The following is a 26,426-nucleotide window of genomic DNA, read 5'->3' on the forward strand; positions in this document are numbered from 1 at the left end:
CTGCGCTGCGGAAAATGACCAGAAAATAAATGCAGTTCGGTGCTTGCTAATCAATCGTATGGGTTGTCGTATCAAATTCACCTAGCCTAAAATATCCCAATACTTCTTCGTTAGGATCATTGACATTAGTACAGTTTCCTTTTAACGGAACGGGAATAGTTGGAAAAGGCCCGCCTTCATCACTTCCAGATTGTTGAATCAATATGTTTAGATAGTCATAATATCGTTGTGAAATACCATACACATTAATTCCTACAGTTACTCCAGCAACATTGTTTTCATTATCGTTCTCAATATAATTTTCGTTTCCATCTGAAAATTTATCGCTAATAACTGCAAGAGACGGCAGTGGTAAATTAGACGGAGTAAATTCGCCTAAATAATAATTTTTAACAGCACCCGGGTCGTCGAAAAATACCTGAAGCACAATTTCTATATCACCATCAGAACCTTCGATGGCCTGCTCAACCCGATTAACGACAGGAGCTGCAATTAAGGTTTCGGTTGCTGTGTACGAGTTGCCGTTGTAAAGGATTTTTAAAGTATATGATGCGTTTAACTCCGGAACAAAATCGGTTGCAGTGTAACTACCATCATTCTTGTCGGCAAACACAAATACAGACCCGTCGTTCTCTTTGGTTACTGTTACCGAAGCACCCGTAACAGGGACATTCGGATTCTTATCAAAATAAGCAGTTGATTTTCTTAGATTAATGGTTTGTGTTTTTCCAGTAGTACCTTTTTGCCACTTAATAGACGCATCAACCACCAATCGTGCGCCGCCGTTCGGGACTTTAACATCTATGACATCAGTACAAGAATTTAAAAATCCTATTAATAGAAGGAGCGCCCCCAATTTGCCGTTTATATTTATGTTTTTCATTGTTTTAGAAATTAAAATTGTATGTTACTGATGGGACAATACCAAATATGGAAGTGCGAGTGGCTTCGGATACACCTGTCTGGTGATTTTGACCAAAAGAAATAGAGGCTGCATTACTTCGGTTATAAGCGTTGTATATGCCAAATACCCATTCGCCTTGCCATTTTCTATCTTTATTTTTTCGAGGTGTTAAGGTTGCAGAAAGGTCTAGTCTGTGATAGGCCGGCAATCGGTCTGCATTCCTTTCGGAATAAGTCGCCACGGATAATCCATTGTATACAAACTGTCCGTTAGGATAGGTAACAGGTCGTCCTGTCTGGAACACCATATTAGCCCCAAATCGCCATTTTTCGTTGAGTTTGTAACTTCCGGTAAGCTCAAAGTCGTGGGTTCTGTCCCAGTTAGAGTTATACCATTTCCCATTGTTAATACCTGCTCCGCCAGCTGCTCCTCCGGGAGTGCGTTGCTGCGATTTTGACATCGTATACGCGACCCATCCTGTAAAATCGCCATGGTTTTTCCGCAATAGAAACTCTAATCCATAAGCTCGGGCTTCACCTGTTAAAATTTCGGTTTCAATGGTGTTTTGTGCTATAAGCTCTGCGCCATTAATATAATCTATTCTGTTGTCGATCGTTTTGTAATACGCTTCGGCCTCGATCGAAAACATATTTTCCTTTAAATTTCTGAAATAGCCAACAGCATATTGGTCTGCAATCTGTGGCTCAATGAACTTTCCGCTAGGTGCCCAAACATCTAATGGCGTGGCTGATGTGGTGTTGGAAATTAAATGCAGGTATTGAGCAATTCGGTTGTAACTTGCTTTAAAAGAAGAGTTCTCGTTAAGCTGATATGAAAGTGAAAACCTAGGTTCTAAATTATTGAATGTAGCTATGCTTTTTCCCTTGTCATAATTAGTAGTCGAAGTGGGTTCGGCACGCTCATAAATGCCTAATTCTTCGTTGTAAATGACTGGTAAATTATTGGCGTAATTGTTTAAGGTTTGCTTTCCAAGTCGATTAAAGTAACTGAGACGCAAGCCATATTCAGCGGTGAGTTTTCCAGAAATTTTATGTTCTAAACTTGCATAAACGCCGGCTTCAAAAGCAAACTTGTCGTCTAATTTCTCCGGATTAACACCTGAATCTGCATTTAATGGATTGAGTTTTCCTGGATTAAAGTTGTAATAAATACCATTTACTCCAAAGTCGAATTTCAATTTATCGCTTGCATAATATCCAAAGTCATAGCGCATGTTATAATTGCTTATATCCGACTTCCAATCAATTCCTTCAATAGGAATTTCCAGATTATAATTATATCGACTGTATATTAAGGATACATTGGAGAATAACTTGTTACTAAAAATATGATTCCATCGTAAGTTTCCTGAGAGGTTTCCGTATGAATTAGTGAACAATCCTGCCAGGTTAAAGTTATCATTCCCTAGATAACCAGATAGATATAGCTTATTCTTCTCATCAATTTCATAATTTGTTTTCAGGTTCAAATCGTAAAATCCGGCTCTGCTACTTTCGTTGGCCAAGGCTAAAAATATATTTACATAAGAGGCTCTACCGGCTATCAAAAACGAACCTTTGTCCTTAAACATAGGCCCTTCCGCTGCCAAACGACTGGAAATAGCACCGATACCGCCAGTGAGTTCGAACTTCTTACTATTTCCGTCTTTTTGACGGATATCCAGTACCGAAGAAGCCCGCCCTCCAAAACGTGCAGGAATGCCCCCCTTATAAAGTTTAACGTCCTTAATGGCGTCAGCATTAAATACTGAGAAGAAACCAAACAAATGTGAGGCGTTGTAAATAATCGCTTCATCCAAAAGAATCAGGTTTTGGTCTTCCGCACCACCGCGTACATTGAAGCCCGATGCGCCTTCGCCGGCGTTGGTAACACCTGGCAGCAATTGAATGGATTTGATCAAATCTACCTCGCCCAAAACTACAGGTATCTGTTTGATATCCTTAGTTGAGAGTCTTGCCACACTCATTTGTGGTGTCCCAATGTCTACTTGCTTTGCTTCTTCTGCTGTGATGACTACTTCATTTAATTGAGCGTCATCGCCTTTGAGCTCAATGTTGAACTTTTGATTAGAACGCAGGTCTATTGCTCTTTCAAAAGTTGTAAATCCTAAATAGGAAATGTTTAAGGTATAATTACCTTCAGGTGCTGTGATAGAATAAAAACCATATTCATTGGTCGTGCTTCCAATGGAAGTACCTTTTAGAAGGACAGTTGCGCCCAAGAGCGTTTCGCCGTTACCAACATCCTTAACTACTCCACTAATTGTATATTTTGTTTGTGCAAAAAGGAACATTGGACACAACATTATTAGCACGAATAAGGCGTACCTTTTCCTTGACCCAAAGGGTTTTAATTGACTCGTTTTTCTCATAATATTTTAAAAAAGTTATTTATGTGTTCTTCAAAATCTTCCATGAAGGGTTATGCGACGGAACCTTTATGATGCGAATAGGTAGGCACACTGTAACCAACGGAATTAACTATACGCAACGTAGAGACTAAACAGGAATACACTGTTTTCAAAGGCCATTACGAGTTGTCAGGAAGAATAGTGGGGTGAATGCAAAAAATCTTTCCTCCCTAAAAAAATATATAGAATCGCACCCCACCTTTTCATATTACCTTCCGTAAGGAGAAGATGATGTCTAATCTGATTACCATTGCTATTTAGAAGGAAAGCTCTCTTTGATGAAAAGGATCTGTCAAGCATATTGGATGCTTGTATGGATGGTAATGCTCAGGCCCAACGATGTCTGATCCGGCAATTTGCAGGATATGCCAAAAGCATTTCACTTCGATATGCCGCTACCTTTGAGGAAGCGGAGGAGATTGTCAATGACTGCTTTTTAAAAGTGTTTAATAATTTACATGGCTATGACAAGGCTCAACCTTTCAAAGCCTGGTTTCGAACAATTGCTATTAATACGGCCATTGACTATTACCGGAAGAATCTTAAATGGCAGGGACAGCTTAGTCTGGATGATCTGGAAGTTGCGGACTGGAGTGACGACATTTTAAGCGAAATATCTGCGAAAGAAATATTGATAATGGTTCAACGCCTCCCACCGACTTATAGAATGGTTTTCACACTGTTTGTAATTGATGGATATTCACATAAGGAAATAGCTAACATGCTTGGTATCCAGGAAGGAACATCAAAATCCAACCTGAGGGATGCCAGACGAAAGCTGCAGACCATGATAAAACTAAACTTTCCGCATTTGTATCAACTTTATAACTGGCCTAATAAGGGATTTAATGAAAACTGAGCAATTTGACGACGAATTCCGGAAAAAGTTATTGAGCCTGGATCCAAGCGATGAAGAAGTCGATCGGATATATAATTATGTCTCTTCGAATGGCAATACCAAGCCCCATTTTCCATGGACCAAAATCCTGTTTTATGGGTTGGCCGCTTCGTTATTGATCGGCTCTTTACGCTTCAATTACGTTCAAAATATTACCAATAAAAAACTCTTATCCTCCCTGGATTCTCTAAAAAGCAGAATCACTTTTATTGAACTAAATTCTACTCAAAAATCAAGTCTACGTGTTGACACGGTATACATTGACCGATATATTGAAAAAACCATTGCAGCTCAAAATAGTCAGGAATCGCTTTATACCAGGCAGAGTCCCCACAATGAAAGTCAGCAGCCAATTAATAATCTTCTTACGAACGAATCAGTAAAGAATCCGAATATCAGTCCAGCAGATTCATCTGGCATAATACCGAATGAAACGCTTGGTACTGTCGCGAGATCCATTGCTCAGAATAATGCTTCTGGCGCAGAATTGAATACCAGCAGAGCAGATAATACCCTGGGTAAAAAAGGATCTTCCGAAATAACGGGCAACGACAATAATCCGGCTAACAAGGCAGCGTATACAAATAAAGACGATTTCCCCAAAGCTGGTAAGACAATAATAAATAGCCGCATTGGCAATATTCATCTTTCATTTACATCTTTAAAATTACCGGTCTTAAAGGCGCCGGAGAAGTTATCTGCTGCTAGCAAAGACAAACCGAAATATTACTCAGAATCAATAAAGTCGGTTCTTAAAAAGATGGATTATTATGTGGGTGGAAGCCTCGGCGCAGGTAACAGACAGGTGGCAGGCTCACTCCTTGGGGAGCTGCGGATCACTCCAAAATGGAGTTTCCAAACCGGTGTTGGCTGGACAGAGATCACCGGAGACAGTTACGACACTGCCGAGCAATTTGGTCAAAAAACCGGCCAGGATTTCCGGGCTCTGTATGCGCCTTTTGTAACTCAAAATGTCGATCTGTTAAATATTGAACAAAATTACCGGCTCGTTCAAATTCCCTTAACAATTGCCTATCATTACGAAATACGTCCGAATTGGGCCCTGCGTTTCGGAATAGGAACCGATCTTTCCATTAACGCCCAAAAAGACATTCATTTCGATTATAAGAGAGACAGCCAATCCTTTGATAAAGGAGAATATAATGCGAAATTGTCAATAAAGCCTATTAACGATATTACAATAAACCTGGGTCTGGAGCGTCGCTCGAACAAGTTCTTATTTAGGGTAAGTCCTTACATTAGTCCTCAATTACGTAAAACAGAATTTTCCAACAAAGGTCTTTTGTGGGGTGCCCGGGTGCAGGCTTTGTATAAATTTAATAGATGACTTTTAACGACGTCGGCAGTTATTTTGCCGGAATAAGTAATGGTCAAAAGTTATGCGCCCAGTTCTTCCGGAAAGAGATATAGCTCACGCAAGAACCTGGACGTACCAAACCCCAACATCCGTTGATCAGCCTTGCCCATTTCAACGAGCGCAACCCGTTTAATACAAGCATGGCGCCTATCTACGACGTTCTTAGCTTTTATAAGATCAACTTCATCACCGACAACAACGGGAGGCTAAAGTATGGAAGGGATTAGTAAGATCAGGCAATATGGCTATTTCGCATATTCAGCTAATGAAGCACTTCACTTATCCGACACCGTTCAATTTCTTTCCGAAAAACTGAACCTTTCTCCCGGTTACCTAAGCGACATGCTCCGTTCGTCGATCGGGCAGAATGCCCAGCAATATATTCATGAAAAATTAATCGAGAAAGCAAAAGAGCGGCTGACCACGACGCAGTTAAGCATGTCCGAAATTGCCTATGAGCTCGGATTTGAACATTCGCAAAGTTTCAGCAAGCTATTTAAAAATAAAACCAATCAATCTCCGATGGAGTTTAGGGCTTCGTTTACCTGAAAACATTCGCTCAAAGGCAAATCAATTTAAGAATAGCAAAGGATTGATTTTATTAACTTTGCCCTATGCTAAACGAAGAAAAGACCGGAATCCCCGGACTGAATGAAGTGGACCTTCGACTCAAAGGTTTTAAAGTTCACGCCCTTCCGGAATCAACAGAAGTCCCGGTCAAAGCTGGGCGGCGCGACTTTTACAAAATGGGTTTGGTCAACGGCGACATGACCATAAATTATGGTGGCCAGCTATTGGACATCAAAGGGACCGCACTCTTTTTCGTCAACCCGCAAGTGCCGCACGCGCTCGTTCGTCGCATCAACCGTACCAGTGGTTACGCCTGTATCTTTACCGAAACCTTCCTCAAATGGCGGGACTTACAGGGCTCCCCGCTTTTCAGGGTCGGCGAAAATCCAGTTGTAACCCTTAATGCAGAACAAGCCGTATTTATGACTGGCCTTTTTGAGAAAATGCTGGCGGTTTACGACGGCGACTATCTTTACAAGGGCGATCTGGTCAAAAACTACATCGCGCTGATCATCCACGAGGCCCTTCGAATACAACCCGCGCAGTATGTTTCTAACTTCAAAAATGGCGAAAGCCGTCTTGCACAGCTTTTCATTGACCTGCTCGAAAAGCAGTTCCCCATAGAACGCAGCGACGAACCGCTCCGCTTACGCAGCCCGCAAGATTATGCCAGACATTTAAGTGTACATGTCAATTACCTGAACCGCTCGGTCAGGGAAACGACGGGCAAAACCACATCGGCACATGTATCTGCACGGATTATTGCCGAAGCAAAAGCACTGTTGCAACATAGTGACTGGACTGTGGCCGAGATCGCTTACGCGCTTGGGTTTGAGTATCCTGCCTATTTTAATAACTATTTCAAACGCTTGACAGGCAGCACACCCAACACCTTCCGCAAGGTTTGAAAATCATAATTATTGGTTTGATATTGATTGGCTGTCCGCACAGCTGCGGCCTAATTTTGCCGTATCATTATTAAATCATTCGACAATGAAAATTTTAGTAACAGGAGCGACAGGAAAAGTAGGCAGCCGTTTGGTTCCACGCCTAATAGCCAAAGGCTATAACGTATCGATATTGGTCAGGGACGTGGCAAAGGCCGGCGGTCTGATAGAACTCGGCGCGACACCCATAACCGGTGACCTATTTGAACCAGCGACCTTGCCAGCGGCGGTAGCTGGCATGGATGCCGTGATCCACCTTGCCGCCCTCTTCCGCACCTTTACAGATAACGAAGGTATCATCAAAACCAACCGCGAGGGAAGTATCGCATTAGCGCAGGCTGCACACGAAGCCGGAGTCAAGCGATTTATTTTTACCAGCACCTCTAATGTCTACGGTTCGGGCTACCACCGCCCGGCAAAAGAAGACGAACAGGTCGATATCAACGATCCCCGCGCCTACTCGTCCAGCAAGATCGCCGCAGAAAGAGAACTAATCGAGATGCAGCAAAACCAGAGATTTGATGTCCGTATCTTGCGGCTTGGCTTTGTTTACGGAGATAAGGACCCGCACATCGCCGAAATTATCCCATATATTAAAAAGCTGAACATGCATTCAGGTTCGCGGATGCACATGGTACATCACCTGGATGTTGCGCAGGCGCTGATTCTGCTGCTCACCATAGAAGGGTTGGATGGAGAGATCTTTAACGTAGCTGACGATGCACCAATCACTTTGTATGAACTGGCTGATTCTGTCGGAAAAGCGGACGATACCTTTAATGGAATAGAAGGCCCCCTTAACGACCCTTTCCAAGGCATCCAGGATATTTCCAAACTACGCAAAAAAACGGGCTTCCGGCCGTTGGTGCCAACCTACAATGTGGCCCGCGATCTTGATATTTTGTAGCCATAAACCGATAAGAGTGGCGAAGACCAAATCATCGGTTTTTACCCGGAAAATTGGTGGACCGTAATCATAGACCCTTGGCTACTCGCTTTTTAATCCAACCCATAAGATTGCCGCTCGCTCCTTAATTTTTCCTGTAACTCCGTAATCGCTTTCTTTTTATTCTGCCTGACCTGGGTAAGCAATGGTTTGGGGCCGCCGTTTGGGTTGTACTTTGATCCCCAGTCAAGAACCTCTACCATGACCGGCACCAGCTCGATGCCTTTGTCTGTGATCAGATACAGGAATTTCGATGCGTTTTTGGGTGATACCACCTTCGAAACAATTCCTTCGTCCACCAGCATGTTCAACTTCTCAGTCAGTACAGCAGAAGATATTTTTTCGGCTGATGCCCGAAACTCCAGAAAAGAATTTTTGCCATTAAACATCAAGTCCCGTAAGATCAACAGCATCCATTTATCCCCGAAAATTTCCACCGAAAAATTAATGGGACATGTCGATCTTCTCTCCATTGTTTTCATAATATTACAGTTAAAAGCAGTTTGTTTTTCAAACTGCTTTTCAATAAATTTGCAGTTTATAAAACAGACTGCAAAAATAGACAAAATTTAATTATGGACTTCACAGGCAAAAACGTCATTATCACAGGCGGAACATCAGGAATAGGGCTGGCAACAGCAAAAGCATTCATCAACGCAGGTGCAAACGTGTGGATTACAGGGAGAAGCGCGGACAATCTACAAAAGGCAAGCACCGACATAAACAGCCCCAAACTGACTACTGTTATATCGGATACCTCAAAACTCACAGACATATCGGTGCTGGAACAAGCATTTGCGGAAAGCGGAAGTAAATTGGATGTGCTCTTCCTGAATGCAGCGATCGGAGTTTTTGAGCCGATAGAAAAAGTTACAGAGGCAAATTTTGACGCACAGTTTACAACCAATGTAAAAGGGCATTTTTTTACGCTTCAAAAATTACTTCCGCATTTGGCAGACGGAGCATCCGTCATATTCACTTCTTCATCGGCTGCGACTGCTGCAACCCTGGGAACGAGCATATATTCTGCAACCAAGGGAGCATTGAATAAAATTGCTCAAATCGCTGCTAATGAGCTGGCAGCCCGGAAAATCCGCGTAAACCTCATAAGTCCGGGGCCAATTGCGACACCGGGTTTGGACAGCGTCTTACCTCCGGAAGCACAAGCTTTCCTGGCTACCACCACCGCATTGCAAAGGCTCGGCCATCCCGAGGAAATTGCAAAAACAGTATTGTTCCTGGCCTCAGATGCCGCAAGCTATATCTCCGGAACAGAGGTTGTCGCTGATGGTGGCTACCACACCTATGCATTGAAATAACGGTCAGGCTGAATGCGAGCTTCAAGATCTCTTACTAGTTGTAGGCTTGATTTCATCTTGACATAGTTAAAGAAGCTGTTTTCTGTAAATCAGCCAGCATTTAATTCGAAATTTGTACGGCTCTGGTAACAAAAGCTCCTTAGCGAAAGCTGAGGGGCTTTTCTGCGTTCAGAGGATTTTAAAAAAGCGTTTTCCAAAGTATTTAGAACATTGCTGGTGCGACACCGTTTTGATTAAACTGTTACGAAGACCCATATTTGTAATACATTTATAATAAGCTAAACGCTGATTTAAATACAAGAAAACATTGAAATACTTTAACCTCATTATTCTGGTTTGTTTTATTGCATCTGCGTGTTCCAGGAAAGAATCGAAGCAGTATACAATTGGCTTTTCACAGTGCACGGGCAGTGATAACTGGCGAAGAACCATGCAGGAGAGTATGTATCGCGAGCTGTCTTTCAATCCGGAGATCAACTTTGTTATGAAAGATGCGGGCGGACAAAGTCAGAAACAAATCACGCAAATTGAAGAACTGCTTCAACAAAAAATTGATCTGCTGATTGTATCTCCTAATGAGGCCGAGCCCATTACACCTGTTGTAGAGAAGGCATATCAGAATGGAATTCCTGTTATTATTCTGGATCGCCGCACCAACTCTGATCAATATACAGCCTACGTCGGTGCAAATAATGTGGAAGTTGGGCAGATAGCCGGGGCCTATACCAATACGCTTTTGAAAGGAACCGGAAAGGTGATCGAGATCAGTGAAAAACCGGGCTCGTCCGCGGACATTGATCGCCACAAGGGTTTTATGGAGATCATTAATCGGTTTCCCGGCATCGAACTGGTTGCCAAACTGGATGGTGATTGGGACAAATATTCCTTTGAAGCTCCCCTCACCAAACTGCTGAAAGCGCATACGGACATTGATGTTATTTTCTGTCAGAATGATCGCCGTGCGCTGACCGCTTTCAAGGTTTGTAAAAATTTAGGTCTTGAAAAAAAGATCCGTTTAATTGGTGTAGATGGGCTTACAGGGCCAAATGGCGGCATTGACCTGGTTGACAAAGACGTTTTGAATGCTACCATTTTATATCCTACCGGAGGAGAAGAAGCTATTCGAACCGCCATTTCAATCCTGCGAAAACAACCATTCAAAAGAGAAAACCGGCTGCAAATCACCATGATAGATTCTACCAACGTCAGGATCATGAAATTGCAGAGCGAAAAATTGGTGGCGCAGCAACAGGACATTGAGCGTCGTCAGGAAAAAATTGAGGAGCAGCGCGCGATCTCCGAAAACCAGAGCATTGTCATTTACACCGTTTCCATCACACTTGCCCTGGCGCTCATTTTTGGAGCCATTTCCTTTTATTCTCTACGCGAAAACCGAAAAATCAACAAGCGGCTGGAAGTGCAGAATCACGAAATATCAGATCAAAAAAACCAGATCGAACAGCTAGCCCAAAGCGCTGAAATTGAAAATGAGGCCAAACTCAAATTCTTTACCAACATTTCACACGAATTCCGTACGCCGCTTACGCTGATATTGGCACCTATTGAGGATGTTTTGGCCAGTGAAAAAATTCGCGATCCACTGATTAAACAGGAACTTTCACTGATCCGGAAAAACACATTAAGGTTGCTCCGGCTGGTGAGCCAACTAATGGATTTCCGCAAATTGGGGAGTCACCGCATGCAGGTGCGCGCTGCCGAGCATAATCTTGTAGCATTTGTGAAAGACATTATGGTGGCGTTTGAACGCATTGCTTCCAAACGGAAGATTGATTTTCAACTGATCGCTTCCGATCCCGAAGTGATGGTCTGGTTTGATGCCACGATGCTCGATAAGGTGATTTTTAATCTACTTTCCAATGCATTTAAGTTTACGCCGGATAAAGGAAGGGTTTATTTGTATATCAAATCAATATCCAATAGTCAAGCTCAGATTACGGTGGAAGACAATGGAATAGGCATGACGGAATCGGAAGTTGCGCACGTTTTCGAGGTTTTTTATCAAGCCGAAAGCGGTTATAAAGCATTGGGAACCGGACTCGGATTGGCGCTTTCCAAGGAGCTGATCTCGTTGCACAAAGGAACCATTTCTGTCCGTAGCCAGCCTAATAAGGAAACAGCATTTACCATTGAATTGCCGCTAGGCAACAAGCATTTTCAGCCAGAAGAACTGCAAGCTGAGCAGATTGAGGACCTTTCTATGGTCAGGAACTTTGAACCTCAGGAGGATGACGCGGCTATAAGCAGTGTTCCTACTAATGCAGTTTCGATCCACGAACAATCCGTGCTGCTCATTGAAGACAACAATGATCTCGTGCGGCTTTTGGAACAAAAACTGAATGCCAATTACCAAATATTGGTGGCCAATGACGGCGAAGAAGGTTTGAGATTGGCATTCGAGCACATTCCAGATCTGATCGTGTGTGACGTGACATTGCCCAAAAAGGACGGATTAGGCGTTAGTTCGATACTCAAATCAGATTTCAAGACTTCGCACATTCCAGTGATTTTGCTTACTGCCAGAACTACCATCGAACAGCAGATCGAAGGCATTCAAACGGGGGTGGATGCTTACATTACCAAACCATTTAACCTGCAATATGTGCAGGAAAGCATTAAAACTTTGCTGAAAAACCGGTCGGTGCTTCGCGAACATTATACGAGTGAGCTGCCCATTGAAACCTCGTCGGGAACGAATCCCAACAAACTGGATAAGAAATTTATCACGCAGTTCACTGCATATATTGAGGAGCGTTACGATAACTCCGAGCTCAGCGTGGAAGACATTGGCAGAGACCTCGGCATGTCGCGGGTGCAACTTTACAGGAAAGTGAAGGCGTTGCTGGGCATGAGCGTGAATGAGTACATTCAGCAGGTAAGGCTCAACAAAGCCAAATTCCTGTTGCGCCGCGACGATCTGACCATTGCCGACATTGCCTATAAGGTCGGATTTTCCTCCCCTACCTACTTCTCCACGGCCTTTAAGGGGAAATATAACCAAACGCCGATGGAATATAAGAAATCATAAGCAGCCGGATTTTTATTCTAGATTTTCAACCAATCATCCAATTCTGCTTTCCATCAATTCATAAGAAATGATACAATTTTGAAACAAGGTGTATCAAAATTGAAAGGTTACGGATGTATCAAATTTTAAATCGCAAGTTAATTCACTGATTATCATCATTATAACCTTCTAAAATACCACTGTATCAAAGTTTAACTTTATTGAGATATTATTTAGTTATTCCGGGTAGCAAGTGGCGGTAGTTTTGACAAAAAATCAGAACTACCAATGAAAAACAGCAAGGTATTAGTTTGGTCGATCGTCGTTGCGCTCGGCGGATTCCTTTTCGGATTTGATACGGCCGTAATCTCGGGGGCGGAAAAAGCCATTCAGCATTTATGGGATCTGTCCGCCGTCGAACACGGGTTTACCGTTTCCATCGCACTCATCGGAACCGTGCTCGGCGCTATGTTAGGAGGCATTCCGGCGGACAGACTCGGAAGAAAAACAACCTTATTCTGGATCGCCATCTTATATCTGGTTTCTTCGCTAGGTTCGGCGCTCGCAACAGATTGGTATGTTTTCATATTCTTCCGATTCCTTGGCGGACTCGGTGTCGGCGCTTCTTCCGTTGCTGCGCCCATGTACATTTCCGAAATCTCTCCTGCCAAGTCGCGCGGGAAAATGGTTGGGCTGTTCCAGTTCAATGTCGTTTTCGGAATTCTCATTGCCTACTTCTCCAATTACTTCATGCAGGATATGGGCGACAATGCGTGGCGCTGGATGCTTGGCGTGCAGGCTTTGCCTTCGTTGATTTTCTTACTGGCAATCCTTTACGTTCCTGAAAGTCCGCGCTGGCTGATCATGAAAAAAGGCGACGTGCAGCAGGCAAAAGAAATCCTGAATATTATCGATCCCCAAACCAGCGAAGAAACATTGTTTGCGATCATGAACGCGAGCGAAGAAACGAAGGACAAACCTTCTGCCCGGCTGTTTTCTGCCAAATACAAAACACCCGTCATGCTCGCCATTCTGTTCGCGGTTTTCAATCAGGTGTCAGGCATTAATGCCATCATTTATTACAGTCCGCGCATTTTCGAAATGACGGGTTTGGGAGCAAAAGCTGCGTTTCTTTCTTCGGCGGGAATCGGTTTTGTCAACTTTGCTTTTACACTTTTAGCCATCAACTTTATCGATCGTTTTGGCAGGCGCACATTGATGGCGATTGGCTCCGTGGGCGTTATAATCACGCTTGGATTGGTTGCCAGGGCATTTTTTATTCAGGATTTTACGGGCGTTCCGGTTTTCCTGTTCGTCTACATTGCTTTTTTCGCATTCTCACAAGGTGCAGTTATCTGGGTTTTTATCTCTGAAATCTTTCCCAACGAAGTGCGGGCAAACGGTCAGGCGCTGGGAAGCTTTACCCACTGGTTTATGGCGGCTGTTATCGCCTTTTCTTTCCCGATCATTTCCGAATATCTGGGCGGCGGAATCACATTTTCCTTCTTCGCGATCATGATGATTTTGCAACTCATTTTCGTGTGGCGCATCATGCCGGAAACCAAAGGAACCTCGCTGGAAAGGACTGACAAAACAATGATTCTACATTAATATCTCCACTTATATGACACCAAAAATAACCGTTTTCGGAGAAATGCTTTGGGACATGCTGCCTTCTGGCAAGCAACCCGGCGGAGCGCCTATGAATGTGGCCATTCACCTGAAAAACTTCGGCATGAATCCGGCATTTATCAGCCGCGTCGGCGACGACGACCTGGGGGCTGAACTCATGGACTACCTTGACAACCAGGATTTTAATACAGAATTTATCCAAACCGGCATAACACATCTTACCGGCATTGTAAAAGTTAACCTGACGGACAAAACCGAAGTAACCTACAAAATCGTGCAGCCGGTTGCCTGGGATTACATCATGACAACACCCGAAAACAAAGAGCTGGTAAAGGACTCAGATGTGTTTATCTACGGCACACTTTCCGTTCGCAGCCAGCAATCACGAGACACACTCTTTGAATTGCTGAAAGATGCAAAACTGAAAGTGTTCGACGTCAACATTCGCCCTCCGCATCTGGACCGAGCCACCACCGAATATCTGCTGCAACAGGCCGACATTGTTAAAGTTAATGAGCACGAGCTGAACACCGTTTGCACGTGGTTTGGCATACAGCCGGAAGTGGAAACGCAAATGAAGTTCCTATACGAACGCTTCAACCTGAAACTGGTTTGTGTAACGCTCGGTGCCGATGGCGCAATCGTTCTTTCCGATGATGGATTTCATTCGCAGGGCGGATATGAAGTGGACGTGCAGGACACCATTGGCAGCGGAGATTCCTTTCTGGCGATGTTTCTAAAAGAATATGTCTGCGGCTCGTCCATTTCCCCAGCTCTCAAAAAAGCCTGTGCCGTTGGCGCATTGGTTGCCTCCTATTCCGGCGCTACACCCCGGATTTCTGAATCAGAACTTGATCATTTTCTTACCGTTAACCAATAATTCCATGAACAAAAGATTACTAATGATGGCATTTGCCATCCTATGCAGTATGCAGCTGGCATGGGCGCAAAACAGGGTTTCGATCTCCGGAACCGTGAAAGCAGCGGACGGAGAAATCCTTCCGGGCGTGAGTATCCTGGAAAAAGGAACCACCAACGGGGCCGTTACGGATGCAGCAGGAAAATACACAATTTCGGTAACCGCATCTGCGACATTGGTTTTTTCCTATGTCGGTATGGTTGCAAAGGAACTGCCGGTGGGCAATCAATCCGTTGTGGATGCTACGTTGGAATATGATCAGAAAAGTCTGGACGAAGTGGTCGTGGTCGGTTATACGAGTTCCAAAAAGGAAGATCTTACCGGCGCAATTGCCATTGTGGACATGGCTCCGCTTAAAAACATCAGTTCAGGAAACCCGATGCAGGCGCTGCAAGGGCGCGTTCCGGGGCTTTACATTGAAAAAACAGGTTCGCCCAACGGAGCAAATTCACGCATCCTGATACGCGGAGCCAACACGCTCGGCAACACCGATCCGCTGTACATCATCGACGGCGTTCCTACCAAAAGGCCGGAAGTTTTTCAGGGCCTGAACCCGAATTCCATTGAGTCCGTACAGGTCTTGAAAGATGCCTCTGCTTCTTCTATTTACGGTTCAAGGGCTTCAAACGGGGTGATTATTGTCACGACCAAAAACGGAGCGAATGCAGATGGAAAGATCAGCATTGATTTCAACACCAGCATTTCAGCGCAATCGGAAAAATACGCAAGATTTAAAATGCTCAATTCCGTGGACCGCGGACGTGCACTTTGGCAAGCATCGGTGAATGACGGCGTAAATCCCGAAGATGGTTACGGCGCACTTTACCAGTTTGATTGGAACAAAGACTTCAAAAACCCGGTACTAAATGGCGTAACAGTTCAGCCGCTGGTTGGTGGCAATGCGAATATGCCCGCAGGCAACACCGATTGGCAAAAAGAGTTGTACAAAACCGGAATTGTAACCAACAATGAACTGACGATTTCGGGCGGAAACAAAACTTCTTCGCTGCAAATCAACCTGGGTTATTTCAAAAACACGGGAATGCTCAGATATACCGATTATGACAAACTAAGCGGCCGCATCAATGCCCTGACCAGCGCGTTCAATGGCAAACTCAAAATCGGGGCCAATGTGCAAATCGCTTCTTCCAACGAGACCCTTGCTTCCACGGACATTGGCGGTGCCGCAACCACGGGCCTTGCCGTTACGCTTGCGCCTACGATACCCGTTTATGCCAAAGATGGCACCTGGGGTGGTGCAATTGGCTCAGGGTATTCGGACCGGAACAATCCGCTGCACATGCAGGAGATCAATAAATGGGATAATACAAACCGTGTGACCTTGTTTGGAAACGTATTTGCTGAAATTGAGCCGGTTAAGAACCTTTTCCTGCGAACAAGTCTGGGCATGGATAATGCGCGGTATTATTTCAAAAACATCGAGCAATCATTTGAAGAAGGCTCATTCGGACGGACCAATAACAGTCTGACCATTGATCAGAACCGCTATCTGAGCGCAACCTGGTCGAACACGATCCGGTATAATTTTGATCTGGGTGAGCATCATTTCAAATTGCTTGGCGGAATTGAAGCCATCAAAAATGACCTGGATTTTGAGACGGCGCGTAAAGAAGGATTTGCGCAGCAGTCGGAGGATTATTTTGTACTGAACGCAGGAACCGGAAATGCCAACATTACCGGAACAGGATCGGGAAGCAGACTGCTTTCCCAGTTTGCAAGAGTTGATTACGGGTTTTCTGACCGCTATCTGGCGGCTGTAACGATCCGCCGCGACGGTTCATCCCGGTTTGGAAAAGAGAATGCTTACGGAATTTTTCCGGCTGCGTCCGTAGGCTGGCGCATTGATCGCGAGGCCTTTATGCAAAACCTGAAATCCGTGAGTAACCTGAAACTTCGTGCCGGCGTGGGCCGCGTGGGAAATCAGGAAATTGGTGATCTGGCAAGATTTGGTCTGTACGACACGCGTTACGGTTCCCGACGTTCTCAGTTCCCCGACGGGCATAACAGTTTCTTTGATCAGTTTTATAACATTGGAACGGCTTACGATTTGAATGGCGCCAATACTGGCAACCTTCCTTCCGGCATTGTTTCGATACAAGGCGCTAACCCGAATCTGAAATGGGAAACAACGGACGAGGCCAATTTCGGGGTCGATTTCGGGTTTTTCAACGGAAGCATTCAGGGATCGCTGGATTATTTTACCCGCAAAACCAGCGACATATTAATTACTCCGCCAATTGCATCCGCCGTGGGTGAAGGCCAGCTGAAAGTCGTGAACGGTGCGCAGAAATCCAATAACGGTTTCGAGTTTTCTGTCGGCTATTATGCCAAACCAAAAGGCGATTTCACTTACAACATTATGGCAGGCGTGAGCCGTTTCCGGGATAAAATCACCGTGCTGCCGGAAGAAGTTAGAGCGGCCTATCCGGGCAATGTTACGCAGACGATTTTAGGACATTCGCAGTTTGATTTATTTGGTTACAAAACAGACGGACTGTTCCAAAGTCAGCAGGAAGTGGATGCTGCTCCGACGCAGGTTGGCGCCGGTCCGGGCCGCATCCGGTATGTGGACACCAACGGCGATGGCCGGATTGATGATCTGGACCGTGTATTTTTTGGAACGACCTTGCCCGCATTCGAATACAACCTGAAAGTGGAGGCATTTTATAAAAACTTCGACCTGTCCATATTCGGCTCAGGCGTTGCCGGTCGCGCGGGTTTTGATGCGTACACATTCTATAACAACTTTATAAGAGGTCGTGAAAACTCCGGCCCGGGCGTATTCGATGCGTGGACACCACAAAATACTGGCTCAAAAATTCCTGCCTTGTCACTTTCCGACGCCAACAATGAAACCCGCGCTTCTGATTATTTCAATGTGAATACTTCTTATTTCAAATTGAGGAATGTACAGCTGGGTTATGCGATTGATTCCAAAGCGATTGAAAAAATCAAACTGCAAAGGCTGCGTGTGTATGTTATGGCTGAAAACCTGTTCCTGATCAAATCAAAGCAGTTTGCCGGCCCTGACCCCGAGCGTGTGGATGTGAACGCCATCCCGATTCCGAGGACGATTACAGTTGGCTTAAATGTTTCATTCTAACTTTTTGACAGAACTCCAATGAGAACCAAAATCATATACAGCCTTTTACTGGCAGGCGGCTTACTTACCGCCACATCCTGCAAAGATTACCTGGATTACGAACCGAAAGGCCTTTTGTCTTCGGATGCTGTAAAATCCGCTTCCAATGCAGAAGCGCTGGCCACTGCGGCTTATGCAGCGATTGGAAATGATGAAATGATCGGGCCGATGACGAGCATGTGGGTGTACGGCAGCGTGCGTTCCGACGATGCCTATAAAGGCGGTGGTGGCGTTTCCGATGTTGCGGAAATCGATTTTTACGAGCATTATAATCTGACCCGCCCCGATCTGGGTTCCATGCATCCATTTACGTGGGAGAATTTTTACAAGGCAATCAGCCGCGCTAATGCCGCGCTTTCGAGTATGAATGCGCTGAGCGATGCGGAGTTTCCCTTGAAGCAAACGCGGATCGCGGAAATGCGCTTTTTACGTGCGCATTCGCATTTTATGCTGAAAATGCTTTTCAAAAACATTCCCTACATCACCGAAAACCTGACCAGCGAGGAAATCCTGAAAACATCCAATGTCGAATTTACCAATGATCAGCTATGGGATAAAATAGGAGAAGATTTCCAGTTCGCGGTTGACAACTTGCCTGCCAAACAAACGCAGATCGGAAGGGCCAGCAAAATCGCGGCGGCTGCCTATCTTGCCAAATTACGCTTGTATCAGGCTTATGAACAGGATGATACGCATAAAGTTACGAGCATTAATAAAACACGGTTGCAGCAGGTGGTGACGCTTACGCAACAGGTGATCGCTTCGGGACAATATAGTTTGCAGCCGGATTTTGCCGAGAATTTTATCGCCGAAACCGAGAACGGCCCGGAATCGATTTTTGCTATTCAATATTCGATCAATGACGGAACGGCGGTTGGCCGACTGAGTTATGTAACCGGCTTGAATTATCCGCACGGCGCGCCGCAATACGGCTGCTGTGGTTTTCACCAGCCGAGCCAGAGCCTTGCCAATGCATACAAAACAGGAGCCGACGGCTTGCCGCTTTTTGATACTTACAATGATAAAAATGTTGATTTCAAAACCGAAACCGTCGATCCACGCGTAGATCACACCATCGGAATTGATGGGCATCCATACAAATACGATGCAACCAAACCATTCAGCAACAGCTGGATACGTGACCCGGGAGTTTATGGTTTTTTCCATACCATGAAAGAACAGCAACTAGCCACCAGCGCTTCCTACCACAAAGAAGGCCCGTTTATAGGCTCGTCCAAAAACATTGACGTGCTGCGTTACGACGACGTTTTACTCATGCAGGCAGAAGCTTACATTGAACTGGGCCAGCAGGCAATGGCACTTCCGCTGATCAATCAGATCCGGAAACGCGCAGCAAACAGCACCGGCAGGTTGAAAAAGACAGACGGAACATTTGCTTCCAAATACAATGTCAAAGAATATTCGGCAACAAGCTGGACGCAGGATTATGCGCGCAAAGCATTGCAATGGGAACGCCGCCTGGAATTCGCGACAGAAAGTCCGCGCTTTTTCGACCTGGTTCGCTGGGGAATCGCTGAAAAGACGCTGAATGCGTATATTGAAAAGGAAAAAACGAGAAGACCATTTCTGGCAACCGCCAAATTCACGGCAGGCCGGGACGAGTATCTTCCCATTCCACAACGTGAGATTAGTTTCACAAAAGGCTTATACAAGCAGAATCCGGGATTTTAAGTTTAGCTGTTAGCGATTAGCTTTTGGCCGTTAGCGAGTTTACTTGCTGAAGGCCTTAACAAAACCACCTTATTTATTTATGAAAAAAATCAGCATTGCATTCGTCCTTATTTGCGCCTTGATCAGCTCAACCGCGATTGCGCAGGCGTTTAAGGAAAAATACCGTCCGCAATTTCACTTTACGCCCAAAGCCAACTGGATGAATGATCCGAATGGCATGGTGTATCACAATGGGACTTATCATTTGTTTTATCAATACTATCCCGACGACAAGATCTGGGGGCCAATGCACTGGGGACATGCTACCAGCAAGGATATGATCGCGTGGAAAGAGCAGCCGATCGCATTGTATCCGGATAGCTTGGGTTATATCTTTTCGGGAAGCGCGGTTGTGGACAAAAACAATACAGCTGGATTCGGCAAAGACGCATTGGTTGCCATTTTCACACATCATGACCCGGTTCAGGAAAAACAGAAAACCGGCAAACATGAAACGCAGAGCATCGCATACAGTCTGGATGACGGTAAAACGTGGACGAAATACAAAGAGAATCCGGTGATCCAGAATCCGGGCATAACCGATTTTCGTGATCCGAAAGTGAGATGGTTTGAGCCTCAGAAAAAATGGGTGCTGACTTTGGCAACCAAGGATCGCATTACCTTTTATTCTTCTCCTGATCTGAAATCCTGGACGCGTGAAAGTGAATTTGGTGCGAATGAAGGCGGCCACGGAGGCGTTTGGGAATGTCCTGATCTTTTCCCGATCAAACATGAAGGAAAAGACATTTGGGTGCTGATCGTGAACATTAATCCAGGTGGTCCAAACAAGGGCTCGGCAGGCCAGTATTTTCTGGGTGATTTTGACGGAAAAACATTCACTTCCAACTCCAAAGAAACCAAATGGCTGGATTTTGGAACAGATAATTACGCAGCGGTAACATTCTCCAATACGGGCGACCGCAACATTCTGATGGGCTGGATGAGCAACTGGCAATACGCCAATCAGGTTCCGACAGATCCTTGGAGAAGTGCCAATACAATCGCTCGCGAGTTGGCTTTGAAAACAGTTGGAAAAGAAACTTACCTGACGTCGGTTCCTGTGAAAGAACTGGATATGTTGAACACCACAGGTTTTTCACTCAAAAATGTTAAGGTGAAAGCTCAACTGGATCTGACGGATAAGGCAAAGAATAAAACCGGACTTTTCCGCCTGGATTTTACCACCAAAAACACAGCCGATTTTTCCATAGTGTTGGCCAATGAAGCAGGCAACGAACTCATAGTTGGTTATGACAAGGCCAAAAATCAATATTACATTGATCGTTCGAAGTCTGGTAAAATCGATTTTGAAAAAGGTTTTGGCGAAAAACACATTGCGCCCAGGTTTGCAACAGAAAGCAACATTCCGCTGACATTGATTGCAGATGTTGCCTCCGTCGAGCTCTTCGCTGACAATGGGCTAACGGTGATGACGGATATTTTCTTTCCGGAAAGCCCCATGTCCAAGCTTTCTATCAAATCCGTTTCAGGGATTAATGTCGATGATTTGAAATATACCGTTTTGAAGCCTTCAATGGAATAATCCTATAACCCGAGGAGCTTGTCTGGTGTGATTGGCAAATGGCGCACCCGTTTGCCAGTCGCATTAAACACTGCGTTTGCAATCGCGGGAGCCACACCAATGATGGCGATTTCACCAAGCCCTTTACTCCCCACCGGATCGGCCAGCAGATCCGGTTTATTTACAAAATAGACATCGATATCGGGCACGTCCGCGTGTACAGGCACGTGATAATCACCAAAATCCTTGGTCACATAACGACCAAAGCGGTGATCCATCACCGCATCTTCGGTCAATGCCATACCGATGCCGCCCGTCGCCCCGCCGATCATCTGGCTTTCAGCCGTTTTAGGGCTGACAATGGTTCCTGCATCTGCACAGCAAACAATTTTTTTGACCCGCACTTGCCCGGTAAACGGATGCACATGAACCATCGCAAAATGCATGGAAAAGGCGTTCATCGAATATTTCTTGCCATTTTCGCTGGGCTTTGATTCCTGTGTGGCCTCTATTTTTTGAATGTTATTTTGTTTAAACAAATCACTGAGTTTCAACTTCGCAGATGATTTTCCACTAAGCTGTATTTCCCCTTTCTCAAACATGATGTCGTCCGGTTTGGCAGCGCCGAAATCCGGGCCACTTTTTGCAGCTGCCATCGTAATCAATTGTTCTTTTAATGCATTACAGGCTGCCTGCACGGCAGGGCCCACGCTATTAACCGTTGAAGATCCGCCTTGCAATCCCGCGTTCGGGAACTCAGAACTTCCGAGGTGAAAAGTTATTTTCTCCGGGGCAATCCCTGTTGTATTGGACGCAACCTGTACCATGGCAGTCGCAGTCCCAGGGCCGATATCCGTAATGGCGCAATGCATCACCAGATTTCCTTCCAGATCCAATTCTGCCTTCACAGTTGCCGGGCCGCGGTTTGCTCCGAATGTTCCGGTTCCCATGCCATAGCCAACAAGCCATTCTCCATCCCTTACCGAACCCGGTTTCAGTTTTCTGTTCTCCCACCCGATCCTTTTTTTGCCTTCCTCATAACATTCCCGCATGTATTTGGTAGACCAGGGCATGTTTTTATCCGGATCGGTTTCGGTATAATTGGCAAGCCTGAATTCTATCGGATCCATTCCGATAGCGTGTGCCATTTCGTCCATGGCCGATTCCAATGCAAAAGCCCCGGTCGCTTCGCCCGGCCCGCGCATCCAGATCGGCGTTGCTACATTCAGTGGCAGAAGCCGGTAACGCGTGCTGACATTAGGCGAAGCGTACATCATCCGCGTTTGCATCAAAGTTGTTTCCGTAAATTCTTCGTAAGTCGAAGTCTGGCCAATAGAATGATGATTGATGGCAACCAGTTTTCCATCTTTGGCCGCTCCCATTTGTATTTTTTGCCAGGTTCGCGGGCGGTAACCCACCATGGTAAACATCTGCTCGCGGGTCAATACCACTTTCACCGGTCTTTTCACCTGTTTGGCTGCAATGATGGCAGCCGATTCATGCGGCCAACTATGCAGCCCGTTTCCAAAAGCACCGCCTACAAATGTTGCGATCACTTTCACATTCTGCTCGGGAACATCCCATTCTTTGGCAAAAGTTTTCTGAGTCGTTTTTGTCCCCTGCACCTTGTCGTAGATTGTCAGCCGGTCATCCGCCTCCCAATGCGCGGTTATGGCCTGCAATTCCATTGGATTATGCATTTCGGTAGGCAGTACATATTCTGCTTCTATCCTAAACGGAGCCGTTTCAAAAGCGTCAGTCTGGCCCCGGTCATAGTCCGCTGTGGGAGATTTGGGGTTCTTTTTTGCTGCTGCGGCGATTACAGCATTCTTTGCATTTGCTTCGAAATCTGTTTGATGTTCCTGCTGATCGTACTGGACTTTTACTAACGATGCTCCGTATTGCGCTTTTTCAAGACTGGTTGCGACTACAATAGCAATAGGCTGATCATTTGAATAGACTTTATTGTCGTAAAAAACACGTAATGGCTGCCCACCGGTTGGCGGCTCCGAAGGATGCACGCCTCTGGCTGCATATCCCGGAATTTTGATCACATTCAAATGTGAAATAACCGCCAGAACACCCGGCGCCCGTTCTGCTGCTTTGGAATCAATACTCTTAATCGTCCCTTTCGCAATCCGGCTTCCGACAAGCACGCCATAGGCCATATTGGGAAGCGCGTATTCTGCCGAGTATTTGGCTGCGCCTGTTACTTTCAGGCGGCCATCGACCCTATCAAGCGGCTTGTATTCTTTTTTATCAAAAAATGCTTCATTCATGATCTTTCTCTTTCAAGGATTTATGATTTGTCTACACAAGGCCCGCAGCATTTTTTAATGCTTCTACAATCACATTCGGACCTAGTTTTAACTTAAAGGCATTGTGTTTGAACGCCTTCGCACCTTGCATGGCGATTTCAGCCGCCTGTCTGAAAGTTTCTTCCGTGGCCGGTTTTCCAGCCAATGCCTTTTCAGCCTCTTTCAATCGCCAGGGCTTGTGCGCTACCCCACCCATGGCAAGCCTGGCTTCCTTGATGTTTTTACCATCCAAATCCAATGCCGCCGCCACCGAAACCAGCGCAAAAGCGTAGGATGTCCGGTCTCGAACCTTGAAATAGTGGCAGTTTTTGCTGAATGTGTTATCCGGAATTTCAACTGAAATAATCAGCTCGTCTTTTTGCAAAGTATTATCCTTCTCGGGCTGGCTGCCCGGCAAGCGGTGGAAATCATCAAACGGGATGCGCCTTTCTCCTTTCGGCCCTGATACCACAACAATGGCATCCAATGCAACCAATGCCACACACATGTCGCTCGGGTGCACAGCAATGCATTTGTCGCTTGTGCCGAAAATCGCATGCATCCGGTTGACTCCCTCCAAAGCACCGCAACCGCTGCCTGGCTCCCGTTTGTTGCAGGGAAGTGCAGTGTCATAAAAATACGAGCACCGGGTGCGCTGCATCATATTGCCTCCGACCGTCGCCATATTCCTGATTTGTGCAGAAGCGCCCGCATTCAAAGCCTTTGAAAGCAACGGATGTTTTTCCAGGACCAGCTTGTCATCGGCAACCTGGCTGTTGAGCGCGAGTGCACCGATGATCATCTTGCCGTTTTGCTGCTCGATACTTCGGAGCGGAAGGGAATTAATGTCAATCAGTTTTGCAGGAGCCATTACATTCCGTTTCATGAGGTCGACCAGGTTCGTGCCTCCGGCAATGATCTTGGCATTATTGGCCAGCGCACTTACCGCGGCTTTCGCTGTTGATGCGCGTTCATATTGAAATTGTATCATGATCTTTGCCCCCCGTTTTTAACTTCCTGAATCGCTTTTACAATGTTGGGATATGCCCCGCAGCGGCAAATGTTACCACTCATAAATTCTTTGATATCCTCTTTACTATCCGCATGTCCTTCATTAATGCAGGCAATCCCGGACATGATTTGCCCGGGGGTGCAGTAACCGCATTGGAAACCGTCATGTTTGATGAAAGCCTTTTGCATCGGGTGAAGCTCATCTCCTTTCGCGAGCCCTTCAATGGTGGTAACCTGTTTGCCTTCCTGCATTACCGCCAAGCTCAGGCAGGATAACACGCGCTGGCCGTTCACATGCACCGTACATGCTCCGCATTGCCCGTAATCACAACCTTTTTTGGTTCCCGTCAAGTCTAGCTGCTCACGCAGCACGTCCAAAAGCGTGGAACGCGGTTCGACCGCCAATTGCTTTTTTACTCCATTGACAGTCAGGTTGACAGGCGTAGTTTCAAATGCAGCGCTAATTTTTTCTCCCAAATTATACTCTGCGGCTTTGGCGACTGTGGCGGGCGCAACGGCGATGGCTGTAAGGATTGAAGACGTTTTCAAAAAGTCCCGCCGGGACTCATGATGATCTTCCTTTTCAGGTTTAATGTCCGATTTATATTTGTCCATGGTGATCTTATTTAAGAAATGTGATAGTGCTTAGTTATCTAAAAACGCTTTACAACTTTTGCAGGAATGCCCGCAACGACAGTATTGGGCGGCACATCGCGGTTCACAACGGCACCCGCTGCAACCACCGCATTCTCTCCAATGGTAACACCCGGGAATATCGTCGCCCCTGCTCCGATCCACACATTTCTTTTGATAAGAATCGAGCCAAGCAGCAGTGTTTTCCTGTCTTCGGGGTCTAGCGGATGATTTTCAGAAGTAAGGTTGACCCTCGGACCAATTTGTACATCATCTTCAATGGTAATCCCGCCAATGTCCAGAAATGAGCAGGCATGATTGATAAATACGTTTTTACCAAGAGATATTGAGCGGCCGAAATTGGTATAAAATGGAGGAAATATGATTGTGGTTTCGTCTATTTCAATCCCGATTATCTCCCCCAGCTTGTTTCGCACATCATCCAGATTAGTTGCCTGGGCATTCATTTCAACACAAAGCCGAATCGTCCGGGAAACAACTTCGCTAAACTTTCCGTATTCGGGATCATCTTTCCGGATCGGCCCACCCGCCTTCATCCGATCAAAAATATCTGCTTCTGCCAATTGATCATTCATAGTTTGTTTTTTTACTCCAGTTCAAACGTTACCGTCACATCACCGGAACCGGCAGCCGATGCTGCTAATGCCGCTTCAAGTCCAGCAGGATTTGCAATTCGCCCCAGCCTGGTGTACGAGTACGATGTTGAAAAGCTTTTATAAAACAATACCAGCACATTTGAACTGTAGATCATTAAATCCCCAGTATTAATGGTTCTTGGGTTTGATGGATTTATTGGCAGGTTTGAAGGAAAATTATAAAGCTTTTCATTTCCGTTTAATTCGCTCATAGAAACCGTCAGCGGCAGCTTTGCCTTGAATGCAGTCACCGTTGGATTATCAACAAGCGTAGCCATGAATGTTTTAGAACCAATGTTGATTTTCAGCTGGTTGCTGGTTGTGTCACTCATCATTTCATTGTCGTTCTCCATATTCGTGTCAGGGATTGTCGGATCATCTGTTTTACAGGCCATATTTGCTGTCAGAAACAAGAATCCTAAAAGGACTATCATAACGTTTTTC

19 protein-coding genes and 1 pseudogene are annotated in these 26,426 nt (G+C 45.5%); 12 read left to right on the forward strand and 8 right to left on the reverse strand.

The genetic code is table 11. The features are described from left to right. Positions 1-46: 46 nt before the first annotated feature. Together B5X68_RS02715 and B5X68_RS02720 are read right to left on the reverse strand one after the other, a co-directional pair. Positions 47-883: a DUF4249 family protein gene (locus B5X68_RS02715; RefSeq protein WP_082213123.1), complete on the reverse strand. Its 837-nt coding sequence runs from the start codon at positions 881-883 to the stop codon at positions 47-49. Between the two features lie 4 nt (positions 884-887). Further along, positions 888-3,218 carry a TonB-dependent receptor gene (locus B5X68_RS02720; protein WP_212567972.1) on the reverse strand — a complete coding sequence of 777 codons (2,331 nt, stop codon included), beginning with the start codon at positions 3,216-3,218 and terminating at the stop codon, positions 888-890. Between the two features lie 430 nt (positions 3,219-3,648). Here B5X68_RS02720 and B5X68_RS02725 point away from each other — a divergent pair, with 430 nt between their 5' ends. The 5 genes and pseudogenes from B5X68_RS02725 (at position 3,649) to B5X68_RS02745 (ending at position 8,035) form a co-directional block, all read left to right on the forward strand. Continuing rightward, positions 3,649-4,194 (forward strand): RNA polymerase sigma factor, encoded by a 546-nt coding sequence (locus B5X68_RS02725; protein ID WP_310588585.1) that lies wholly within the window; start codon positions 3,649-3,651, stop codon positions 4,192-4,194. A 154-nt stretch (positions 4,195-4,348) separates the two neighbouring features. Then, positions 4,349-5,581: a hypothetical protein gene (locus B5X68_RS02730; RefSeq protein ID WP_141110167.1), complete on the forward strand. Its 1,233-nt coding sequence runs from the start codon at positions 4,349-4,351 to the stop codon at positions 5,579-5,581. Between the two features lie 336 nt (positions 5,582-5,917). After that, positions 5,918-6,160 (forward strand): annotated as a pseudogene (locus tag B5X68_RS02735) (helix-turn-helix domain-containing protein); the annotation flags it as partial. A gap of 65 nt (positions 6,161-6,225) precedes the next feature. Further along, positions 6,226-7,089: a helix-turn-helix domain-containing protein gene (locus B5X68_RS02740; protein ID WP_229208260.1), complete on the forward strand. Its 864-nt coding sequence runs from the start codon at positions 6,226-6,228 to the stop codon at positions 7,087-7,089. 85 nt (positions 7,090-7,174) lie between these two features. Further along, positions 7,175-8,035: an NAD-dependent epimerase/dehydratase family protein gene (locus tag B5X68_RS02745; protein ID WP_082213128.1), complete on the forward strand. Its 861-nt coding sequence runs from the start codon at positions 7,175-7,177 to the stop codon at positions 8,033-8,035. 92 nt (positions 8,036-8,127) lie between these two features. Here the strand turns inward: B5X68_RS02745 and B5X68_RS02750 are convergent, their stop codons facing one another. Next, on the reverse strand, positions 8,128-8,556 hold the full coding sequence (locus B5X68_RS02750) for a winged helix-turn-helix transcriptional regulator (protein ID WP_082213129.1): 429 nt from the start codon (positions 8,554-8,556) through the stop codon (positions 8,128-8,130). A 93-nt stretch (positions 8,557-8,649) separates the two neighbouring features. Between B5X68_RS02750 and B5X68_RS02755 the strand changes: the two genes are divergently transcribed. The 7 genes from B5X68_RS02755 (at position 8,650) to B5X68_RS02785 (ending at position 21,406) form a co-directional block, all read left to right on the forward strand. After that, the gene (locus B5X68_RS02755) at positions 8,650-9,393 is read left to right on the forward strand and encodes an SDR family oxidoreductase (protein WP_082213955.1); all 744 of its coding nucleotides are present in this window, start codon (positions 8,650-8,652) and stop codon (positions 9,391-9,393) included. Positions 9,394-9,700: 307 nt separating this feature from the next. Then, positions 9,701-12,439: a hybrid sensor histidine kinase/response regulator transcription factor gene (locus B5X68_RS02760; RefSeq protein ID WP_082213130.1), complete on the forward strand. Its 2,739-nt coding sequence runs from the start codon at positions 9,701-9,703 to the stop codon at positions 12,437-12,439. A 267-nt stretch (positions 12,440-12,706) separates the two neighbouring features. Further along, positions 12,707-14,029, forward strand: a complete 1,323-nt coding sequence (locus B5X68_RS02765; protein ID WP_082213131.1) for a sugar porter family MFS transporter — start codon at positions 12,707-12,709, stop codon at positions 14,027-14,029. 13 nt (positions 14,030-14,042) lie between these two features. Next, complete coding sequence (locus B5X68_RS02770; protein WP_082213132.1) at positions 14,043-14,930, forward strand: carbohydrate kinase family protein; 888 nt, start codon at positions 14,043-14,045, stop codon at positions 14,928-14,930. Between the two features lie 4 nt (positions 14,931-14,934). Further along, a complete protein-coding gene (locus B5X68_RS02775; RefSeq protein ID WP_082213133.1) occupies positions 14,935-18,093 on the forward strand; it encodes a SusC/RagA family TonB-linked outer membrane protein in 3,159 nt (1,052 codons plus the stop codon). A gap of 18 nt (positions 18,094-18,111) precedes the next feature. Beyond that, entirely contained in the window at positions 18,112-19,824 is a 1,713-nt protein-coding gene (locus tag B5X68_RS02780; protein WP_082213134.1) for a RagB/SusD family nutrient uptake outer membrane protein, read from the forward strand. A gap of 79 nt (positions 19,825-19,903) precedes the next feature. Next, the gene (locus B5X68_RS02785; RefSeq protein WP_082213135.1) at positions 19,904-21,406 is read left to right on the forward strand and encodes a glycoside hydrolase family 32 protein; all 1,503 of its coding nucleotides are present in this window, start codon (positions 19,904-19,906) and stop codon (positions 21,404-21,406) included. A 2-nt stretch (positions 21,407-21,408) separates the two neighbouring features. On the opposite strand, the gene B5X68_RS02790 is transcribed toward B5X68_RS02785, so the two are convergent. The 5 genes from B5X68_RS02790 to B5X68_RS02810 are packed head-to-tail and all read right to left on the reverse strand — an operon-like array spanning position 21,409 to position 26,416. Then, entirely contained in the window at positions 21,409-23,664 is a 2,256-nt protein-coding gene (locus tag B5X68_RS02790; RefSeq protein ID WP_082213136.1) for a xanthine dehydrogenase family protein molybdopterin-binding subunit, read from the reverse strand. Positions 23,665-23,695: 31 nt separating this feature from the next. Next, positions 23,696-24,673 carry an FAD binding domain-containing protein gene (locus tag B5X68_RS02795; RefSeq protein WP_082213137.1) on the reverse strand — a complete coding sequence of 326 codons (978 nt, stop codon included), beginning with the start codon at positions 24,671-24,673 and terminating at the stop codon, positions 23,696-23,698. Further along, the gene (locus B5X68_RS02800; RefSeq protein WP_082213138.1) at positions 24,670-25,308 is read right to left on the reverse strand and encodes a (2Fe-2S)-binding protein; all 639 of its coding nucleotides are present in this window, start codon (positions 25,306-25,308) and stop codon (positions 24,670-24,672) included. Before B5X68_RS02800 ends, B5X68_RS02795 begins: the two co-directional genes overlap by 4 nt. Before the next feature lie 38 nt (positions 25,309-25,346). After that, the gene (locus tag B5X68_RS02805) at positions 25,347-25,922 is read right to left on the reverse strand and encodes a DapH/DapD/GlmU-related protein (protein WP_082213139.1); all 576 of its coding nucleotides are present in this window, start codon (positions 25,920-25,922) and stop codon (positions 25,347-25,349) included. An 11-nt stretch (positions 25,923-25,933) separates the two neighbouring features. Then, positions 25,934-26,416 (reverse strand): cyclophilin-like fold protein, encoded by a 483-nt coding sequence (locus B5X68_RS02810; RefSeq protein ID WP_229208261.1) that lies wholly within the window; start codon positions 26,414-26,416, stop codon positions 25,934-25,936. Positions 26,417-26,426: the final 10 nt, after the last annotated feature.

Origin of the sequence: Dyadobacter psychrophilus (assembly GCF_900167945.1) — a bacterium.
Classification (GTDB): Bacteria; Bacteroidota; Bacteroidia; order Cytophagales; family Spirosomataceae; genus Dyadobacter; species Dyadobacter psychrophilus.

Excerpts from the sequence above, each read along its gene's own strand:
- B5X68_RS02805 (WP_082213139.1), bottom strand. The coding sequence starts at position 25,922 with ATGAATGATCAATTGGCAGAAGCAGATATTTTTGATCGGATGAAGGCG.
- B5X68_RS02740 (WP_229208260.1), top strand. The coding sequence starts at position 6,226 with ATGCTAAACGAAGAAAAGACCGGAATCCCCGGACTGAATGAAGTGGAC.
- B5X68_RS02725 (WP_310588585.1), top strand. The coding sequence starts at position 3,649 with ATGGATGGTAATGCTCAGGCCCAACGATGTCTGATCCGGCAATTTGCA.
- B5X68_RS02790 (WP_082213136.1), bottom strand. The coding sequence starts at position 23,664 with ATGAATGAAGCATTTTTTGATAAAAAAGAATACAAGCCGCTTGATAGG.
- B5X68_RS02720 (WP_212567972.1), bottom strand. The coding sequence starts at position 3,218 with ATGTTCCTTTTTGCACAAACAAAATATACAATTAGTGGAGTAGTTAAG.
- B5X68_RS02750 (WP_082213129.1), bottom strand. The coding sequence starts at position 8,556 with ATGAAAACAATGGAGAGAAGATCGACATGTCCCATTAATTTTTCGGTG.
- B5X68_RS02755 (WP_082213955.1), top strand. The coding sequence starts at position 8,650 with ATGGACTTCACAGGCAAAAACGTCATTATCACAGGCGGAACATCAGGA.
- B5X68_RS02770 (WP_082213132.1), top strand. The coding sequence starts at position 14,043 with ATGACACCAAAAATAACCGTTTTCGGAGAAATGCTTTGGGACATGCTG.
- B5X68_RS02745 (WP_082213128.1), top strand. The coding sequence starts at position 7,175 with ATGAAAATTTTAGTAACAGGAGCGACAGGAAAAGTAGGCAGCCGTTTG.
- B5X68_RS02800 (WP_082213138.1), bottom strand. The coding sequence starts at position 25,308 with ATGGACAAATATAAATCGGACATTAAACCTGAAAAGGAAGATCATCAT.
- B5X68_RS02715 (WP_082213123.1), bottom strand. The coding sequence starts at position 883 with ATGAAAAACATAAATATAAACGGCAAATTGGGGGCGCTCCTTCTATTA.
- B5X68_RS02810 (WP_229208261.1), bottom strand. The coding sequence starts at position 26,416 with ATGATAGTCCTTTTAGGATTCTTGTTTCTGACAGCAAATATGGCCTGT.
- B5X68_RS02775 (WP_082213133.1), top strand. The coding sequence starts at position 14,935 with ATGAACAAAAGATTACTAATGATGGCATTTGCCATCCTATGCAGTATG.
- B5X68_RS02765 (WP_082213131.1), top strand. The coding sequence starts at position 12,707 with ATGAAAAACAGCAAGGTATTAGTTTGGTCGATCGTCGTTGCGCTCGGC.
- B5X68_RS02785 (WP_082213135.1), top strand. The coding sequence starts at position 19,904 with ATGAAAAAAATCAGCATTGCATTCGTCCTTATTTGCGCCTTGATCAGC.
- B5X68_RS02795 (WP_082213137.1), bottom strand. The coding sequence starts at position 24,673 with ATGATACAATTTCAATATGAACGCGCATCAACAGCGAAAGCCGCGGTA.
- B5X68_RS02780 (WP_082213134.1), top strand. The coding sequence starts at position 18,112 with ATGAGAACCAAAATCATATACAGCCTTTTACTGGCAGGCGGCTTACTT.